Origin of the sequence: Actinomadura sp. GC306 (genome assembly GCF_004348665.1) — a bacterium.
Taxonomy (GTDB): Bacteria; Actinomycetota; Actinomycetes; order Streptosporangiales; family Streptosporangiaceae; genus Spirillospora.
Map to the genome: position 1 here is coordinate 1 of NZ_SMKM01000128.1, position 17,325 is coordinate 17,325.

The 17,325-nt window shown below is 69.0% G+C and carries 17 protein-coding genes; 14 read left to right on the forward strand and 3 right to left on the reverse strand.

Features of this window, described 5'->3' with window-relative positions; translation table 11 throughout:
• On the reverse strand, nucleotides 1-433 hold a 433-nt coding region (locus tag E1200_RS18715; protein ID WP_131953334.1), incomplete at its 3' end, for a MerR family transcriptional regulator.
• A 346-nt stretch (nucleotides 434-779) separates the two neighbouring features.
• On the opposite strand from E1200_RS18715, the gene E1200_RS18720 reads away from it, so the two are divergent.
• On the forward strand, nucleotides 780-2,540 hold the full coding sequence (locus E1200_RS18720; protein ID WP_131953335.1) for a hypothetical protein: 1,761 nt from the start codon (nucleotides 780-782) through the stop codon (nucleotides 2,538-2,540).
• Between the two features lie 205 nt (nucleotides 2,541-2,745).
• Nucleotides 2,746-3,924: an NlpC/P60 family protein gene (locus E1200_RS18725; protein WP_243708673.1), complete on the forward strand. Its 1,179-nt coding sequence runs from the start codon at nucleotides 2,746-2,748 to the stop codon at nucleotides 3,922-3,924.
• A gap of 190 nt (nucleotides 3,925-4,114) precedes the next feature.
• Here the strand turns inward: E1200_RS18725 and E1200_RS18730 are convergent, their stop codons facing one another.
• Nucleotides 4,115-4,606 (reverse strand): inorganic diphosphatase, encoded by a 492-nt coding sequence (locus tag E1200_RS18730; protein WP_131953337.1) that lies wholly within the window; start codon nucleotides 4,604-4,606, stop codon nucleotides 4,115-4,117.
• Between the two features lie 133 nt (nucleotides 4,607-4,739).
• Between E1200_RS18730 and dacB the strand changes: the two genes are divergently transcribed.
• The 11 genes from dacB to E1200_RS18785 all read left to right on the forward strand — a co-directional run bounded on the left by dacB (nucleotide 4,740) and on the right by E1200_RS18785 (nucleotide 15,216).
• A complete protein-coding gene (dacB, locus tag E1200_RS18735; protein ID WP_243708671.1) occupies nucleotides 4,740-6,155 on the forward strand; it encodes a D-alanyl-D-alanine carboxypeptidase/D-alanyl-D-alanine-endopeptidase in 1,416 nt (471 codons plus the stop codon).
• Between the two features lie 116 nt (nucleotides 6,156-6,271).
• The gene (locus tag E1200_RS18740; RefSeq protein WP_131953349.1) at nucleotides 6,272-7,381 is read left to right on the forward strand and encodes a zinc-dependent metalloprotease; all 1,110 of its coding nucleotides are present in this window, start codon (nucleotides 6,272-6,274) and stop codon (nucleotides 7,379-7,381) included.
• A 106-nt stretch (nucleotides 7,382-7,487) separates the two neighbouring features.
• Entirely contained in the window at nucleotides 7,488-8,495 is a 1,008-nt protein-coding gene (tilS, locus tag E1200_RS18745) for a tRNA lysidine(34) synthetase TilS (RefSeq protein ID WP_131953338.1), read from the forward strand.
• Between the two features lie 17 nt (nucleotides 8,496-8,512).
• Nucleotides 8,513-9,076: a hypoxanthine phosphoribosyltransferase gene (gene hpt, locus E1200_RS18750; RefSeq protein ID WP_131953339.1), complete on the forward strand. Its 564-nt coding sequence runs from the start codon at nucleotides 8,513-8,515 to the stop codon at nucleotides 9,074-9,076.
• A gap of 358 nt (nucleotides 9,077-9,434) precedes the next feature.
• Entirely contained in the window at nucleotides 9,435-11,441 is a 2,007-nt protein-coding gene (gene ftsH / locus E1200_RS18755) for an ATP-dependent zinc metalloprotease FtsH (RefSeq protein ID WP_131953340.1), read from the forward strand.
• Nucleotides 11,442-11,578: 137 nt separating this feature from the next.
• Entirely contained in the window at nucleotides 11,579-12,184 is a 606-nt protein-coding gene (folE, locus tag E1200_RS18760) for a GTP cyclohydrolase I FolE (protein ID WP_131953350.1), read from the forward strand.
• A 231-nt stretch (nucleotides 12,185-12,415) separates the two neighbouring features.
• Nucleotides 12,416-13,339 (forward strand): dihydropteroate synthase, encoded by a 924-nt coding sequence (folP, locus tag E1200_RS18765; protein ID WP_131953341.1) that lies wholly within the window; start codon nucleotides 12,416-12,418, stop codon nucleotides 13,337-13,339.
• Nucleotides 13,336-13,773: a nuclear transport factor 2 family protein gene (locus E1200_RS18770; protein WP_131953342.1), complete on the forward strand. Its 438-nt coding sequence runs from the start codon at nucleotides 13,336-13,338 to the stop codon at nucleotides 13,771-13,773. Before folP ends, E1200_RS18770 begins: the two co-directional genes overlap by 4 nt.
• Nucleotides 13,770-14,135, forward strand: coding sequence for a dihydroneopterin aldolase (gene folB / locus E1200_RS18775; RefSeq protein ID WP_131953343.1), 366 nt, complete (start codon nucleotides 13,770-13,772; stop codon nucleotides 14,133-14,135). Before E1200_RS18770 ends, folB begins: the two co-directional genes overlap by 4 nt.
• Entirely contained in the window at nucleotides 14,132-14,719 is a 588-nt protein-coding gene (folK, locus tag E1200_RS18780) for a 2-amino-4-hydroxy-6-hydroxymethyldihydropteridine diphosphokinase (protein ID WP_131953344.1), read from the forward strand. The genes folB and folK overlap by 4 nt, the downstream gene beginning before the upstream one ends.
• Entirely contained in the window at nucleotides 14,716-15,216 is a 501-nt protein-coding gene (locus tag E1200_RS18785; protein WP_131953345.1) for a DUF3180 domain-containing protein, read from the forward strand. The genes folK and E1200_RS18785 overlap by 4 nt, the downstream gene beginning before the upstream one ends.
• A 45-nt stretch (nucleotides 15,217-15,261) precedes the next feature.
• Here E1200_RS18785 and E1200_RS18790 read toward each other — a convergent pair whose 3' ends face one another.
• Nucleotides 15,262-16,410, reverse strand: coding sequence for an NADH-quinone oxidoreductase subunit D (locus E1200_RS18790; protein WP_131953346.1), 1,149 nt, complete (start codon nucleotides 16,408-16,410; stop codon nucleotides 15,262-15,264).
• A gap of 370 nt (nucleotides 16,411-16,780) precedes the next feature.
• Between E1200_RS18790 and E1200_RS34860 the strand changes: the two genes are divergently transcribed.
• A complete protein-coding gene (locus E1200_RS34860) occupies nucleotides 16,781-17,161 on the forward strand; it encodes a PH domain-containing protein (protein WP_243708672.1) in 381 nt (126 codons plus the stop codon).
• Nucleotides 17,162-17,325 lie beyond the last annotated feature (164 nt).

A 17,325-nucleotide genomic window follows, 5' to 3' on the forward strand; every position in this document is an offset into this window, starting at 1 on the left:
GGACGGGGTCGGTCACCGGGGCCGGTGTGTGGGGTGCTGCTGGACGGGGAGTGGACGTGGGCGCCGGCGCCACTCTGCCGCGACCGCCGGAGGTTTGCGGTGGCGGGGCCGTGGCCGGGGGCGGGAGGGCGGCGATCCGTTCGAGAGTCGCGTCGGTCGCGCCGGTGAGCTCCACCTGGATCTCGGCGATCGAGCGGCCCGCGGCCTGGCGGCGCTTCACCGCGACGAGCTGCAGCAAGTGGCGAGGCCCGTACAGGGCGGTGCGGCCGCGGCGGCCGAGTGGCGGGTCGACCAGGCCGATCGTGGTGTACCAGCGGATCAGCCGCTCGTTGGGAACGTCACGCACCCGGCCGCTGACCTGTGTGGATCCGTCCGCGGCGAGCGCCGCGGCGGCCCGCTCGGCCAGCTCACTGATCGTCCAGGTGCCTTCCATGCGACCGATGATGACACTGTCACGATGACAGTGTCAAGCTCCGGTGGTGATCAACTTCGCGAGCGTTCTCGTGCTGGAGTCGGCTACGTCCGGGGGCCTCTCGGGCGCCGGTCCTTGTGCATAGTGTCTGGTGCTATTTGGCCGGTTTCCTATCGATGGCGTTTAAAGGCACCTTTGCACCTCACATCCGGCCCTCGAAAACCCTAGTTCCGGCAAATCGGCCAGGTCTCTGCAATCGGGACACTTGGCAAATCGATCAGCAAATGATCAGAATGGAGGTTGGCGCGCCGGTTTGATCTGTTGAATCTGCCGGTAATGATGGCTTGGACCATTTACCTTCGGTTACATGGACGTCCATCTCCTGGTCGAGGCGCTGCGCACACGTGAACCGGACGCCCAGCCCGCCGTGTACGACGCCTACGCAGACCGCCTCTACGCGTACTGCTGGTTTCAGTTGCGGAATCGGGACGCGGCCCAGGTGGCGTTGCGCGACACGTTCATCCTCGCGGACGCGCACATCGGCAAGCTGCGCGACCCAGGCCGGTTCACACCGTGGCTCTACGCCATTGCCAGGCTGGAGTGCGCGCGTAGGTTGCCGCCCAGGGACCAGGCACCGGACGTGCCGATCGCGAGGCACGACCAGGACGACGCCGACAAGCGCATCATCGCCTGGAACGCGGTCCTGGCAATGCCGGCGGGCTCCCAAGAGATCCTGGAGTTGCGGGTCAGGCACCGGTTGCCGATTCCCGACCTCGCCGCGGTGTTCGACGTGCCGATGAAGGACGTCCAAAGCATGCTCGAAGTCGCGCACAGCGACCTCGAAGAAGCGCTCACGGCCGAGATGCTCGCGCATCAGGGTCCTTACGGTTGCCCTGAGCGTGCCGTCCTGCTGAGACAGCGGCACGGCGGGCGCATCCAGGGTCTGAACCGCCGGCTGCTGGAGCATGCGGAAAATTGCCCTACCTGCGATGCCTTCCGCCCCCGGAACGTGTCGGCCGCCAAGGTGTACGGACTGCTGCCGAGCCCCTCCCCTCCACAGGAGTTGCGCCTGCGGGTGATGAGCTGCTTCCTGGACCCGGAACTGGTCGGTTACAGGCTCTTCGTCAGCGGACGGGTAACCGAGTTCACCCCGGACGGATTTCCCGTCCAGGCCCTGGAATCGCGTCGGGCGCCGAGCTCCCGTGGGCCGTCATGGCTGCGTCGCCTTCGCAGAGTGCTGTCCCCGCCGAAAGAGCGTGGGTACAGGGCCCATGCCGTTCGTGTCGCCGTGGTTCTGGCCGTGACGGGCCTCCTGTCCGGTGTTGGGGCCGCCTACATCTACGGGCTTCTGGGTGCCGACAACGCTGACACTGTCGCCGGCGTGCAGCCCAAGACCATGCCGCGCCACTCACAGGAGCCCGAGCCTGGGCGACGACCCCCCGGCCGTCCGGAGAGCGTGGGGTATCTCCACGCCGCCCCGATGTCGGCCACCTTCCCGCTTGGTGCGAAGGTCTCCTCTGCACCGCCGAGCGTCCTGGCGGCATCGCCCCCTGGCCCCGCGCCCACGAACAGGAGAGTTGCTCTCCAAGGAGAGGCTCCGGCCCAAGGGGTGCTGACGGTCTCCCCGCTCTTTCTCGACTTGGCGGGAGATTCGGGCGGCTCCCTGGAGTTGCTGGCAGAAGGCGAGCCGATCACCTGGGAGGCGCAGACCCAGGGCGGCATCACGGTCCACCCTTCGTCCGGGCATCTTGAGGCCGGTCAGAGCGTCACCGTGCGCATCCACGTCTCTCGCCAGGCGAGCTCTCAGGGGAACGGCATCATCACCTTCCAGCCCGGCGGGAGTGAGGTGCATGTCACATGGCGACCCGACGTCCCGAACCCTGGCCCGACGACGAGCCCGCAGCCGACCCCGACCGACACTGACCCCACGAGCCCGCCCACATCGCCCGGGACGCGGCATCCCGAAAACCCATCTCCGTCCAAGACGAAGCCGTCCTCACCCTCAGGGCCACCGCCATCGGAACCGTCATCTCCCGAGCCGCCACCTGAAGCGCCCTCACCGTCCAAGGAAGAGACGCCAGCCGATACGCCCAGTTCTTCCGGGGCGAGCCCGACATCCACCTCCTGATGGGAGTGGCGCGTATCCACCATTGCCGCATTCAACTACTCTTCGTAGGTGATCGTTTGCGCTGAGCAGCGATGCCTGGGGGGAGGGCGTGCTCATGGCACCTGGTGGAACAGAGGCTCGTCGCGCCCCCACACCTCCCTGCGGGAGACCCTCGCGGGGCCTGACGCTACGGCTGGTCGCCTTCTCCTCCACCGCCGTGATCGGGATGAGTCTGCTGGCTCCGGCGGCCTCAGCCCGTCCCCGCGCGGCTGAGCCCACGCCCAGCGCGGAGGATGTCGCACGCAGCGAGCAGCAGGTCCGCGAACGGGCCGCCGAGGTCGGCCGGACCAAGGCCAAGCTCGCGCAGGCGGACGGTGAACTCGACCGCCTGGCCGTCGCCGCCGCGGCGGCCGTGGAACGCTACAACGGCGAACGCCTCGCCCTGCAACGCTCCCAGCAGGCCCGTGGGGACGCCCTAGCGCGAATGGCCGCCGCCAACGAAAGGCTGGAGGAGACCCGAGCCGGCCTGGCCTCGCTCGCCGCGCAGCTCTACCGGAACAACACCGGCTATGACCAGATCTCCTCGGCGCTCGTCGGTGACGGGGGGCCGCAGGGCTTCATGGACCGTGCCGCGATGGCGGAGATGCTCGTCAAGAGACGCGCCGAGATGGTCAGCCGCGTGGAGGCGTCCAGGAACGTCGCCGACATCTTCCGCCGCCAAGCGGAGAAGGCGCTCGCCGAGCAGCAGGCGGCCACGCAACGGGCCGAGGAGGCCCGGCGGTCAGCACAGGACGCGGTGGCCAGGCAACAGGAGTCGGTACACCGCATAGAGGCAGAGAAACAGCGTCTAGAACACAGCCTTGGGGCGGCCCAGGCCCGCAGCACCCGGCTCAAGCGCGCGCGGGAACGGGCATCCGAGAAGGCGAGGGCCCACAAGGCCCACGTGACCTTCGCAAGACCGGGACGACCCGGCACAGAGGGGCCGAGCACATCGGCTGCGCGGGGAGCGATCGCGGTACGGGCCGCGCTCAAATGGCTGGGCACGCCCTACTCCTGGGGCGGCGGAACCACGGCCGGCCCCAGCTACGGCATAGCGCACGGCGCCGGGATACGCGGCTTCGACTGTTCGGGCCTGGCGATGTACGCGTGGCACAAGGCCGGAGTGACCCTCGACCACTGGACCGGTACGCAGTGGACCTCGGGACCGCACATCCCCATCGATTCCCTGCGTCCGGGCGACCTCGTGTTCTTCGCCAAGAACACGTCCGACCCCGCGACCATCCACCATGTGGGCATCTACGTCGGCGAGGGACAGATGGTGGAGGCGCCCTACACGGGCGGCCATGTGCGCATAGCGAGCATTCACCGAGGGGACTTGATCGGCGCGACCCGTCCCTCCGGCTGACCGTGCGGGGAGCGGGAAGGCTGGAACCCTTCCGCGCGGTCATCCGTACGGAAGGGTTCCTCGCGAGACGTGTCGCGTGGGCGCGGGAGCGGATCGGCGCCCCTCGCGACTTCCGGTCACGTGCCCGGCCCCGCCGGAGCGGTGCGGCCGGCCGGCGGACCGGGGTTCCGGCCGGCCGGGTGTGCGGCGCTCAGTGGCCGCCCTGGTCCGCCGCGCGCTTGAGGGACCGCTCGATCTCCAGCTCCGCCTCGACGCGCCCGGTCCAGCTGGCGCCCTCGACGGACTTGCCCGGCTCCAGGTCCTTGTAGACCTCGAAGAAGTGCTGTATCTCCAGCCGGTCGAACTCGGCGACGTGGTGGATGTCGCGCAGGTGCTCCATGCGGGGGTCGGTGGAGGGGACGCACAGGACCTTGTCGTCACCACCGGCCTCGTCGGTCATCCGGAACATCCCCACGGCGCGGCAGCGGATGAGGCAGCCCGGGAACGTCGGCTCCTGCAGGAGGACCAGCGCGTCGAGCGGGTCGCCGTCCTCGCCGAGGGTGTTCTCGATGAACCCGTAGTCGGCCGGGTACTGCGTCGAGGTGAACAGCATGCGGTCGAGCCTGATGCGCCCGCTCTCGTGGTCAACCTCGTACTTGTTCCGCTGGCCCTTCGGGATCTCAATGGTGACGTCGAAATCCAAGATGTCCTCCGCTCCCTGCGCGCTGCAGTGAATAGTCTTTCGGGAACCCGTGGGCGAGGCCGTCCACACAGGGTGTTCCCTTGTCTAAGGATGTCGCACGTTGGTGAGTGCTGAGTGGGAGAGGGGCGGTCACGTGCCTGGACGGGGCCGTGCCCTCATGGTCCTGTCGCTGTCCCTCCTTAACGTTTTCACCGTCACCGCCGGGCTGGCAGTGGCCAAACTCACACCCGACCGCCACCTGTCGCCGCAGCCGCCGAGCGTGGCGGAGCGGGACCTCGTGCAGGCCGCCGCGGTGGCGATCCCCCCGGCCGACCCCGGGTCGGGGCCGCTGCCGGACGCGTCCACTCTGGCCGGACGGCTGGCGGGGATCATCGGCGGCCCCCGCGCGAAGATCAACGCCGTTGTGGTCGACGCGGCGACCGGCCGCTCCCTGTTCGAGAGGCAGGCCGACCGGCCTGCCACCCCGGCCTCGACGACGAAGCTGGTGACGTCCGTCGCTGCGCTGGCGTCGCTCGGGCCCGCGTACAGGATCACCACGCAGGTCGTGCAAGGCGGGGGTGGCCGAATCGTACTGGTCGGAGGCGGGGATCCTACCCTGACGGCGGTACCGCCGCGTCCGGAGGCCGGCCATCCGCCATGGGCGTCGCTCCAGGAGCTCGCTCAGCAGACGGCTACGGCGTTGAAGGCGTCCGGCGTGCAGCAGGTGCGCGTCGACTACGACACGTCCGCTTACGAAGGTCCTCGCATGGCCGCAGGGTGGAAACCCAATTACGTGCCTGACGGTGAGGTCGCTCCAGTAACCGCCCTGATGGTCGACGGAGGGCGCGTGTCTCCAGGAGATTCGTCCAAGCGGTCCCGGGTCTCCGATCCGCCTTCCGCTGCCGCGAAGCTCTTCGCACGGTTTCTGTCCGAGCAGGGAGTGAGCGCCAAGCCAGGACGGGGGACGACCGCGCCGGACGGGGCCGCGCAGCTGGGCGCCGTCCAGTCGCCGCCCATGTCGGCGCTCGTGGAGCACCTGATGACCGAGAGCGACAACGACGTGGCCGAAGCGGTGGCCAGGCAGGTCGCCGTCCACCTGGGGCGCCCGGCGACGTTCGCCGACTCGGCCCAGGCCGTGGTGCAGGTCCTCGTAGGGCTGGGGGTGACGACGGGGATCGCGCTCAACGACGGCAGCGGGCTGTCCACGCGCAACCGCATCACGCCCAAGGCCCTCGCCCAGATCGTCTCACTCGCCGTGCGCGAGGACCACCCGGAGCTCCGCTCGGCGATCACCGGGCTGCCCGTCGCCGGGTTCTCCGGGACGCTGAGCCCGCCGCGCTTCACCTCGGCGCCCAGCCGACCGGGGCTCGGGGTGGTGCGGGCCAAGACCGGCACGCTGGCGGGCGTCAGCACGCTGGCCGGCTTCACCCAGGACGCGGATGGCCGGCTGCTCGCCTTCGCCTTCATGGCGGGGGACGGCGAGGGTCCCGTCGACCCCGGGAAGCTCGACCGGCTCGCGGCCGTCGTCGCCGCCTGCGGTTGCGGCAACGCCGCCTCAGCCGGGGGCTGATACGGGTGTGGGTCCGGTCATATGGGAGATAACCAGGACGGTTGTTCGTTGAACGACCGTGCAGGGGCGCTCCGGCGCCGCGTCCGAAACGTACGGTGGAGTACATGAGCGCCTCAATGATCGACTGGAACGTGGCGGTCCAGGCCGGGACACGGCTGGTCAGGCCCGGCCCCCAGGTCAGCCATGCCGAGGCTCGTGAGGCCGTGGCGGAGTTGCGCGAGCTGTCGAAGCTCGCCCACGGCCATGTGCGGGACTTCACCGGCATGGCCTCCGAGCTCGATCCGGAGCCCGCGACGGTCGTGGACAGGCCCGGCTGGATCCGGGCCAACGTGGACGGCTTCCGTGTGGTGCTCGAACCGCTCATGGAGCAGATGTCGGAGCGGCGCAGCCCCGGCCCCCTCGGCGGCGCGGGAAACGTCATGGTGCAGGCCGTCGGTTCTCGCGTGACCGGAATGCAGGTCGGCGCGATCCTCGCCTACATGGCCAGCCGCGTACTGGGGCAGTACGAGCTGTTCCTGCCGCCGGACCCGTCCGGCCGGGCGCCGACCGGAAGGCTGACGCTGGTCGCCCCCAACATCGTCCATGTCGAGCAAGAGCTCGGTGTGGACTCGCGTGACTTCCGGCTCTGGGTCTGTCTCCACGAGGAGACGCACCGCGCCCAGTTCACCGGTGTCCCCTGGCTGCGGGAGTACGTGCAGGACCAGATGACCCAGTTCCTGCTCGCATCGGACCTCGACCCAGGCGTCATGCTGGACCGCATCCGGGACGCGGCGGAGGCCGTTGCAGACGCCGTGCGTGGCGGCGACTCCAACCTCATCGACGCGATCCAGAGCCCGGAGCAGCGCGAGATCCTCGACCGTCTCACCGCGGTGATGACGCTGGTCGAAGGACACGGCGACTACGTGATGGACGCGGTCGGCCCCGAAGTGGTGCCGTCGGTCAAGCAGATCCGGTCCCGTTTCCAAGGACGGCGTGACGGTGGTTCCAGGCTGGACAAGACGATCCGGCGCCTCCTTGGCATCGACCTCAAGATGAAGCAGTACGCGGAGGGATCGCGCTTCGTCCGACGGGTCGTCACCGAGGTCGGCATGGGCGGGTTCAATCAGGTGTGGCAGTCGCCGGAGACGCTGCCCACGCACAACGAGATCAAGGAGCCGGCCCTGTGGATGGACAGAGTGCTGGGCCCCCGCGCCATCGACGCACCCCCCGAGGCGAACGAAGCCTGACCCGAGTCGAAGCTTGACCTGAGCCGAAGCCTGACCCCTTCCCGCCGGTGAAGCCGGCCTGGGCGCGCCGCGCGTATCGGGCGCCACGGGGTGGTAAAGGTTTCCCATGGGGCCTGATCCGGCGGTGGCCGCGGTACGTCTCGCGGTGCGCCGCGTCCTGGAGGAGCTTCCCGAAGGGGCGTTGGTGCTCGCCGCGTGCAGCGGAGGCGCCGACTCGCTGGCGCTGGCCGGTGCGCTGGCCTTCGAGGCCCCCAGGGCGGGACGCCAGGCCGGCGGTGTCACGATCGACCATGGCCTACAGGCCGGTTCGGGCGAGCGTGCCGATGCCTTGGTACGCGCCATGGCCGACATGGGCTTGGACCCGTCCGGCTCAATAGCGGTCACCGTGGACGGTCCGGGCGGCCCAGAGAACGCTGCAAGGGATGCCCGCTACACCGCCCTCGATGAGGCCGCAGAGCGACTGGGCGCCGCAGCCGTCCTCCTGGGGCACACCCAAGACGACCAGGCCGAAACCGTCCTGCTCGGACTGGCGAGGGGTTCAGGAACCCGATCTCTGTCCGGCATGCCGTCCGAGTTCCGACGTCGATCCGGCGTTCTCTATCTGAGGCCCTTGCTGGAGCTCGACCGTGCGACCACACGCCGCGCATGCCAGGCGATGGGCTTGGAGCCCTGGGACGACCCACACAACGTCGACCCCGCCTATGCGCGCGTACGTGTGCGGCATGAGGCGCTGCCCGTACTGGAAAAGACGCTTGGCCCCGGTGTAGCAGAGGCCCTGGCGCGGACGGCGAAGATGCTGCGCGAAGACGCGGACTACCTGGAAGAGGTCGCCACAAGGGCCTTCGACGACTTGCAGGCCCCTGACGACGGGGAGCGCGTAGCCCTCAGCCTGGACGAGCTGAAGGAGCAGCCCAGGGCCGTCCGTACCCGGGTCCTGCGGATGGCCGTGCTGAAAGCGGGCAGCCCAGCGGGTACGCTCGCGGCCGTCCACGTCGATGCGGTGGATCGACTGGTCACGGCCTGGCGCGGACAGCGGCATGTAGACCTGCCCGGGGGGGTACGGGCCGTCCGGCGGTATGGGAAGCTGCTTTTCGGCCGGACGGGCGAGGTCTGAACGATGAGGGTGTGGTTGTGGACGAGAAGGACCTGGGCACGGACCTGGCGAAGGTTCTGATCCCCGAGGAGGACCTGCAGGCCAAGGTCCGGGAGCTCGCCGAGCAGATCGACGCCGACTACGCCGGCAAGGACCTTCTGCTGGTGGGCGTCCTGAAGGGCGCCGTCATGATCATGGCGGACCTCGCGCGGGCCCTGCACACGCCGGCCTCGATGGACTGGATGGCCGTTTCGTCCTACGGCTCCGGCACGAAGTCCTCCGGGGTCGTGCGCATCCTCAAGGACCTCGACACCGACATCCTCGACCGGCACGTCCTGATCGTGGAGGACATCGTCGACTCGGGCCTGACCCTGTCGTGGCTGGTGAGCAACCTGCGGTCGCGTGGGCCGGCCTCACTGGAGATCTGCGCGCTGCTGCGCAAACCGGAGGCGGTCAAGGCCGACGTGGACGTGAAGTACGTCGGGTTCGACATCCCCAACGAGTTCGTCATCGGCTACGGGCTCGACTACGCGGAGAAGTACCGGAACCTGCCGTTCGTCGGCACGCTCGCCCCGCACGTCTACGGTGGAGAAGGCGCATAGCGGCCCCAGAACAGGGACAGAGGCCCGCACACCGCGCCGCCGGGGGCATATGAGCCGCCTCCAGGGAACAAGGGACCGTGACGAATCGTTGCAAAGGTCGTTGACGGGTATATGGAGGGGATGCAGGAGAACAGCGTCGGCTGCGTCTTCTGCGCCCTGCGGTGTACCGTCGGTGTCCCGGACCCTTGGGTCGGGGAGCCACACGGAGGTAAGCCGCCGCGATGGGTCCGGAGCCCCGGGTGACGGACTTCTCGTGAGTCGCACTGTTGGTCGCCCCGGCATCCGTCCCCCGGGACGGACGAGGATCGTACACAGACGTTGGTCAGGAGGGACGGGCCCCGGAGGGGTAACCGAATAAATGGACGTGAAGCGCTACTTTCGCGGGCCGCTGCTGTGGATCCTGCTGTTCGGCCTCCTGGTCGCCCTTCTCATGTGGGGCATCAACCCTGGCCCTTCCTACGAGAAGGTCGACACCTCGAAGGTCGTCCAGGAGATCAACGCGGGACAGGTGAAGTCCGCCAAGATCATTGACAAGGACCAGCGGATCGAGCTGACGCTCAACAACGGCGAGCACCAGCAGACGTCCTGGGTCGGGGGCCAGGGGCACCAGCTCCAGCAGGCGCTGCAGAAGCAGGCCGACGCGGGCAAGCTGTCCGGTGGCTACGACGTCGAGGTTCCGCAGCAGAGCTTCCTGATGAACCTGCTGTTCAGCCTCTTGCCCATCATCATCATCGTGCTGATCTTCCTGTTCATCATGAACCAGATGCAGGGCGGCGGCTCGCGGGTGATGAACTTCGGCAAGTCCAAGGCCAAGCTCATCACCAAGGACACCCCGAAGACCACCTTCGCCGACGTCGCCGGCGCTGAGGAGGCCCTGGAGGAGCTGGAGGAGATCAAGGACTTCCTCCAGAACCCGGCCAAGTTCCAGTCGATCGGCGCCAAGATTCCCAAAGGCGTGCTCCTGTACGGCCCCCCGGGAACCGGTAAGACGCTCCTGGCGCGCGCCGTGGCCGGTGAGGCCGGGGTGCCCTTCTACTCGATCTCCGGTTCGGACTTCGTGGAGATGTTCGTCGGTGTCGGCGCCTCCCGCGTCCGCGACCTGTTCGAGCAGGCCAAGACGAACGCCCCCTCGATCATCTTCATCGACGAGATCGACGCCGTCGGCCGGCACCGCGGTGCGGGCCTCGGCGGCGGCCACGACGAGCGTGAGCAGACCCTGAACCAGCTCCTGGTCGAGATGGACGGGTTCGACGTCAAGGGCGGCGTGATCCTGATCGCCGCCACGAACCGTCCCGACATCCTCGACCCGGCGCTCCTGCGTCCCGGCCGGTTCGACCGCCAGGTCACCGTGGACCGCCCCGACCTGGAGGGCCGGAAGGGCATCCTCAAGGTGCACGGCCGCGGCAAGCCGTTCGCCCCGGACGTCGACCTCGACACGATCGCGCGCCGCACCCCCGGCTTCACCGGTGCCGACCTCGCCAACGTGATCAACGAGGCGGCGCTGCTCAGCGCGCGGTTCGACCGCAAGCTGATCGACATGGACACCCTTGAGGAGTCCATCGACCGCGTCATGGCCGGGCCGGAGAAGAAGACCCGGGTGATGTCGGAGAAGGAAAAGAAGATCATCGCCTACCACGAGGGCGGGCACGCTCTGGTGGCGCACGCGCTGCCGAACTCCGACCCCGTGCACAAGGTGACGATCCTTCCGCGTGGGCGGGCCCTGGGCTACACCATGACCCTCCCGATGGAGGACAAGTTCCTCACGACCCGCTCGGAGATGACCGACCAGCTCGCCATGCTGCTCGGCGGGCGCACCGCGGAGGAGCTCGTGTTCCACGAGCCGACCACGGGCGCGGCCAACGACATCGAGAAGGCCAGCGCGATCGCCCGCAAGATGGTGACCGAGTACGGAATGAGCGAACGCCTCGGCGCGCGCAAGTTCGGCTCCGGTCAGGGCGAGGTCTTCCTCGGGCGCGACATGGGGCACGAGCGTGACTACTCGGAGGACATAGCGTCCGCCATCGACGACGAGGTCCGCCGCTACATCGAGGCCGCGCACGACACGGCGTGGGAGATCCTCATGGAGTACCGGGACGTCCTGGACTCGCTGGTGGTCAACCTCATGGAGAAGGAGACTCTCTCCAAGGACCAGGTGCTGGAGATCTTCGCGCCGATCACGAAGCGGCCGCATCAGAACTCCTACACCGGCTACGGCAAGCGCCTCCCGTCGGACCGTCCGCCCATCCTGACGCGCAAGGAACTGGCCCTCATGGGCCCCCAGGAGGTCACCGACCTGACCAAGGGCAACGGCCAGAGCGGCGGGGTCGGCGCAGAGGTCAAAGACCCGGCGCAGGGCGAAAGCTGACCGCCTTGGCTGATTCGCAAGACGAGACGTCGGCGCATGGCGTATCTGGGGACGGGTCACCGTCCCCAGGACCATCCCTCGGTGCCCAGAAGGGCCGGCAGTCGGACGAGGCCGCGCGGGACGCGGGGCGTGCGTTCATCGAGGGCGAGGCAAGCATCCTGGAGGAGCCGCCAGGCTTCGACCATGCGCGGATCGAGAAAGCGGTGCGCGAGATCCTCATCGGCATCGGGGAGGACCCCGACCGCGACGGTCTCCGTGACACGCCCGCCAGGGTGGCCCGTGCCTACGCCGAGCAGTTCGCCGGCCTGCGGCAGACGCCCGAGGACGCTCTCACCACGGTGTTCGACGCCGACCATGAGGAAATGGTCCTGGTCAAGGACATCGAGGTGTACTCCGTGTGCGAGCACCACCTGGTCCCCTTCCACGGGGTAGCCCACGTGGGGTACACGCCCAACAAGAAGGGGCAGATCACCGGCCTGTCGAAGCTGGCGCGGCTGGTGGACGTGTACGCGCGTCGCCCGCAGGTGCAGGAGCGGCTGACGAGCCAGGTCGCGGACGCGTTGATGCGCGTGCTGGAGCCGCGGGGCGCGATCGTGGTGATCGAGGCGGAGCATCTGTGCATGACCATGCGCGGGGTGCGGAAGCCGGGCGCGAAGACGGTCACGTCGGCGGTGCGCGGCGACTTCCGTGATCATCCGGAGACGCGGTCCGAGGCGATGAGCCTGATTCTCGGACGCTACTGACCAGCCGCCCCGACTCGGGGCGCCGAAATGCATGCAAGGGCCTCAGCGGCGCGCTGAGGCCCTTCTGCTGCCACCGGACGAGCGGCTCGGCGGCGCAAGTGACGGAACGGGCCTGCGAGCGGCGCGTGCCGGGTGTGGCGCGGCGGGCGCCGCCGATGCGGTGGGAGGGCCGGAACGGCCGTGCAGGCGCCGCGGCAACAGGGTCGAGATCAAGGCATAGGGTTGGGAGTCATGACCAGTGCCGTCGTTCCGGGCCTGCCCGCGCCAGGGCGGTGCCTCGTCATGGGCGTGGTCAACGTCACCCCGGATTCGTTCTCCGACGGCGGCGCCTGGTTCGACCCGGACAAGGCCGTCCGGCACGGCCTCGACCTGGTCGCGGAGGGCGCCGACATCGTGGACGTGGGTGGTGAATCCACCCGTCCTGGGGCGCAGCGTGTGTCACAGGACGAGGAACTGCGTCGCGTGGTGCCCGTCATAGAGGCGCTCGTGGCCGAGGACGTTCCGGTCAGCATCGACACCATGCGCGCCGAGGTCGCAGAGGCCGCGCTTGGGGTCGGGGCCAGGCTGGTGAACGACGTGAGCGGCGGCCTCGCCGATCCGGCCATGCCGCGCGTGGTCGCAGCGACGGGCGTCCCCTACGTCGTTATGCACTGGCGGGGCCACAGCCATGACATGCAGACACGCGCCGTATACGACGACGTGGTCCGTGAGGTGCGCGACGAGCTGCTGCGCAGGGTCGACGCGGTTCTCAGGGAGGGCGTCGACCCCTCGATGATCGTGCTGGATCCCGGGCTGGGTTTCGCCAAGAACCCCGAGGCAGGGCACAACTGGTCGCTGCTGGCCCACCTGGACGCTTTCACGGGCACCGGGCACCCGGTCCTGGTGGGCGCGTCCCGCAAAGGGTTTCTGACCAGGTTGCTCGCCGACTCGGACGGGGCGGCGCGCCCCTTCGGCGAATGCGACGACGCGACCGTGGCCGTCACGTCCTTGGTGGCGGCAGCCGGCGCGTGGTGCGTGCGCGTGCATCGCGTCCGCCCCAACGCGGACGCCGTCCGTGTCGCGGCCGCCATGCGCGCGGCACGTCCCGCCCCTGAAGAGACCTACGGAAAAGCCGCGGCGGACGGTCGCGCAGAACACGGGAGTCCCCGCCTATGAGTCGTGCCGTGAACCGCGCCGACGTGGACGCGGTCCATGCCGAGTTCTACGCCGCGTTCGAGGCCGGTGACTTCGACCGCATGTCGGACGTGTGGGCGGACGGCCCGTACGCGGAGGGCGTCTCCTGCGTGCACCCCGGCTGGACGATGCTGCGCGGGCGCGAGGAAGTGCTCCGTTCCTGGGCGCTCATCATGGCCAACACGACCTACATCCAGTTCGTGCTCACCGACGTCGAGACAGACGTGTACGGCGACCACGCAGTGGTGACGTGCAAGGAGAACGTCCTCACCGCCGATGAGGACACCGAGGCCGGTTTCCTCGCCGGCGGAAGCATCGTGGCCACGAACGTGTTCGTCCGGTCGGAAGGGGAGTGGCGGTTGCTGCTGCACCACGGCTCCCCCGTGCTCAACGTCGTGGATGCAGAGGAAGAATGAGTTTGGACCACATCGAGCTGCGCGGCCTTCGCGCGCGGGGCAGGCACGGGTGCCTGCCCGCGGAACGCGAGCTGGGGCAGGAGTTCGTGGTGGACGCCGTCCTGGGCCTCGACACTCGCCCGGCGGCGGCGGGGGACGACCTCTCGCGTACCGTCGATTACGGAGCACTCGCCGGCCGCCTGGTCGCCGTCATCGAGGGAGAGCCCGTCAACCTCCTTGAAACGCTCGCCGACCGGCTGGCGACAATATGTCTGGAAGATCCGACGGTGAGCGAGGTCGAGATCACCGTCCACAAGCCGAGCGCCCCGGTGCCGCACCCCTTCACGGACATCGCCGTGAAGATCAGGAGGAGTCGCCCATGACAGCGTCCGACCGCATGCCCGACCGCACCGCCACCGGCGGCCACATGCTGGTCCAGCATCGCGTCGTTTTCTCGATCGGCAGCAACCTGGGCGACCGCCTGGACAACATCCAGGAGGCGGTGGACGCGCTGTTCGACGCCCCCGGCCTGCACTTCGTGGCGTTCTCCCCGGTCTACGAGACCGCGCCGTACGCGCCGCCCGGCGAGACCATCCCCGAGCAGGGCGACTTCCTCAACGTGATCCTCGTGGCCGACACCCGCCTCCCCCCGGAGAACCTCCTCGAACGCGTCCTGAACATCGAGACGTCGATGCGCCGGGAGCGCGTGGTGCGCTGGGGCCCTCGCACGCTCGACATCGACATCGTCGTCTTCGGTGACGTCACGTCCGACGACCCCGATCTGACGCTCCCGCACCCCCGCGCGCACGAGAGGGCGTTCGTGCTCGTCCCCTGGGCCGACATCGAGCCGGATGTCCTGCTCCCCGGGCATGGCCGTGTCGGTGACCTCGCCGCGGCCAAGCAGTCGGAGGGTGGTCCGTCGGCCGTTCGCCGCCGGGAGGACCTGGTCCTCCAGCAGCCTGCATGAGGCCGTCCCGACCGCTGTTCCTCATCGCCCTGGTGGTCGTCGTCGCGGTGGTCACCTGGGCGGTGCTGCGCTCCGCCTACATGTCGCTGCCCCCGCTGCCGTGGACAGCGGTGCCGACGCTGCTCCTGCTCGCCCTGGGCGAGGCGTTCACGGGCCTGAACGTGCTGCGCCGGCTCCGCAGCAAGCCGGCCGAGCGGTACCGCCCCCAGCCCGGCCGGAAGCCGCCGCCCAAGCCGCTGGAGCCCATGGCGGTGGCCCGGCTGGCCGCCCTGGGCAAGGCGAGCGCGCACGCCGCGGCGGTCATCGCGGGTGTGTTCGGCGGATTCGCCGTCAGCTTGACCTCCTCCCTCGACAAGGCGACCCCGCGCCACGACTTCTTCGTCAGCGGCGGCACCTTCCTGGCCGCGGTCGTCCTCGTGGGGGCCGCGGTCTTCCTGGAGTACGCGTGCCGCGTCCCCAAGGGCCCGGACGACGAAGAACAGGCCCGAAGCGCCTGATTCACGCGTCTGTAGCGGCCTCGGGTGCTGCGCCCGTCGTGGGCGTCATTTGTCGATGTCGCCTACGACGAAGAACATCGAGCCCAGGATGGCGATCATGTCGGCGACCAGGGTGTCGGGCAGGAGTTCCTTCAGGACCTGGATGTTGTTGAACGACGCGGACCGCAGCTTCAACCGCCACGGGACCTTCTCCCCACGCGACACGAGGTAGTAGCCGTTGATGCCCAGCGGGTTCTCCGTCCAGGCGTACGTGTGGCCCTCCGGGACCTTCAGCACTTTCGGCAGGCGCTGGTTGATGGGGCCGGGGGGAAGATCGGCGAGGTGGTCGAGGCAGGCGTCGGCGAGATCCAGGGACGCGTGGACCTGGTCGAGCAGGCATTCGAACCGTGCGAGGCAGTCGCCCTCGGACCGGGTGATCACGCGGACGTCGAGGTCGCCGTAGGCGAGATACGGTTCGTCCCTGCGCAGGTCGAAGTCCAGGCCGGATGCCCGCGCGATGGGGCCGGACACCCCGTACTGCAGGATCTGCTCTTGGGTGAGTACTCCGACGCCCCTCGTCCGCGCACGGAAGATCTCGTTGCCCATGATGATGTCGTCGATGTCGCCCATGCGGGAACGGACGTCGGAGACCGCGGTCCGCGCGCGCGCCGTCCAACCGGCGGGGAGCTCCTCCTTGAGCCCTCCGACCCGGTTGAACATGTAGTGCATCCGCCCGCCGGAGATCTCCTCCATGACGCGCTGCAGGACCTCACGCTCACGGAACGCGTAGAAGACCGGCGTGATGGCGCCCATCTCAAGGGGATACGAGCCGAGGAACATCAGGTGGTTGAGAATCCGGTTGAGTTCCGCCAGCAGGGTCCGCACCCATACGGCGCGGACGGGGACCTCCATACCGAGCATCCGTTCCACGGCGAGGACGACGCCGAGCTCGCTGGAGAAGGCCGACAGCCAGTCATGACGGTTCGCCAGCACGATGATCTGCCGGAAGTCGCGGACCTCAAAGAGCTTCTCCGCCCCACGGTGCATGTAGCCGACGATGGGTTCGGCCGCCGAGATGCGTTCGCCGTCCAAGGTGAGCTTGAGCCGGAGCACGCCGTGCGTGGACGGATGCTGGGGCCCGATGTTCAGGATCATGTCCTCGGTGGCGAGTTCCTTGGCGCCCGCACCGATCCCGACGATCCGTTCGGTGGTCATGGTCGCGCCTCCGCAGCTCCGATCACGGCTTCATGGTCGCATGGCGAGCGGTACTCGTTATCCGGTTGACTAGGGGGCGATGAACGCGAGCCATGGCGAACCGCCTTACGAGCCCGCCGCGAACCCTGGACAGCAGGGAGCGGCGCACCCGCCCGCGCCGTCGGGCCAGGGGCTTGGCGGCCGGCCGCCAGGCCAACCCGGTCAAGTACCGGCACACTACTCGCCGCACCAGCAACCGTCCGGACCGCCCGTCTATCAGGCGGACCAGGCGTTCGCGCCCGGCGGCGACCTCCAGTGGTCGCCCATCTCCAAACGCCACGGCTGGCACAAGCTCCTCACCGCGTTCCTCTGGGCGATCCCGATCGGCGGTGTGGGAGCGCTCATCGTGTGGGGCAACGGTGGCCTCGTACCCACCGTCATGTGGGTCGGCGCCGTCGTGCTGGGAGTCGTCCTCACGTGGCTGTTGGCCGAACTGGACCGACGCACGTACGGGTACGTCGAGCGTGCGGACGACCTCATCGTCACTCACGGAGTCCTGAAAAGGCGCCTCATCGTCGTCCCTTACGGGCGAATGCAGTTCGTGGACGTCACGGCAGGGCTTCTGGAGAGGTGGATGGGCATCGCCACCGTCCGGCTGCACACCGCCGCGGCGGCGACGGACGCGACCATCCCCGGCCTGCCGACCGCTGAGGCCGCCCTTCTGCGCGACCGTCTCGCGCAGAAGGGTGAGGAACGGAGCATGGGGCTATGAGCGGCCCCTACGGCCCGCCTGGGCCCTATGGCCCGTACGGTCCGCAGGGCCGTCCGCACCCTCCAGGGCACCAGGGCCCTCCCGCGCCGCAGGGTCCTCCCGGGCCACAGGGACGCCCGGGACCCGGCTACGGCCCGCCTGGCTACGGCCCGCCTCCGCCGTAT

Coding starts and splice junctions, on each gene's coding strand:
- E1200_RS18725 (WP_243708673.1), top strand. CDS start 2,746: ATGAGTCTGCTGGCTCCGGCGGCCTCAGCCCGTCCCCGCGCGGCTGAG.
- ftsH (WP_131953340.1), top strand. CDS start 9,435: ATGGACGTGAAGCGCTACTTTCGCGGGCCGCTGCTGTGGATCCTGCTG.
- folP (WP_131953341.1), top strand. CDS start 12,416: ATGACCAGTGCCGTCGTTCCGGGCCTGCCCGCGCCAGGGCGGTGCCTC.
- E1200_RS18770 (WP_131953342.1), top strand. CDS start 13,336: ATGAGTCGTGCCGTGAACCGCGCCGACGTGGACGCGGTCCATGCCGAG.
- E1200_RS18720 (WP_131953335.1), top strand. CDS start 780: ATGGACGTCCATCTCCTGGTCGAGGCGCTGCGCACACGTGAACCGGAC.
- E1200_RS18785 (WP_131953345.1), top strand. CDS start 14,716: ATGAGGCCGTCCCGACCGCTGTTCCTCATCGCCCTGGTGGTCGTCGTC.
- E1200_RS18790 (WP_131953346.1), bottom strand. CDS start 16,410: ATGACCACCGAACGGATCGTCGGGATCGGTGCGGGCGCCAAGGAACTC.
- tilS (WP_131953338.1), top strand. CDS start 7,488: ATGGGGCCTGATCCGGCGGTGGCCGCGGTACGTCTCGCGGTGCGCCGC.
- folB (WP_131953343.1), top strand. CDS start 13,770: ATGAGTTTGGACCACATCGAGCTGCGCGGCCTTCGCGCGCGGGGCAGG.
- E1200_RS18740 (WP_131953349.1), top strand. CDS start 6,272: ATGATCGACTGGAACGTGGCGGTCCAGGCCGGGACACGGCTGGTCAGG.
- folK (WP_131953344.1), top strand. CDS start 14,132: ATGACAGCGTCCGACCGCATGCCCGACCGCACCGCCACCGGCGGCCAC.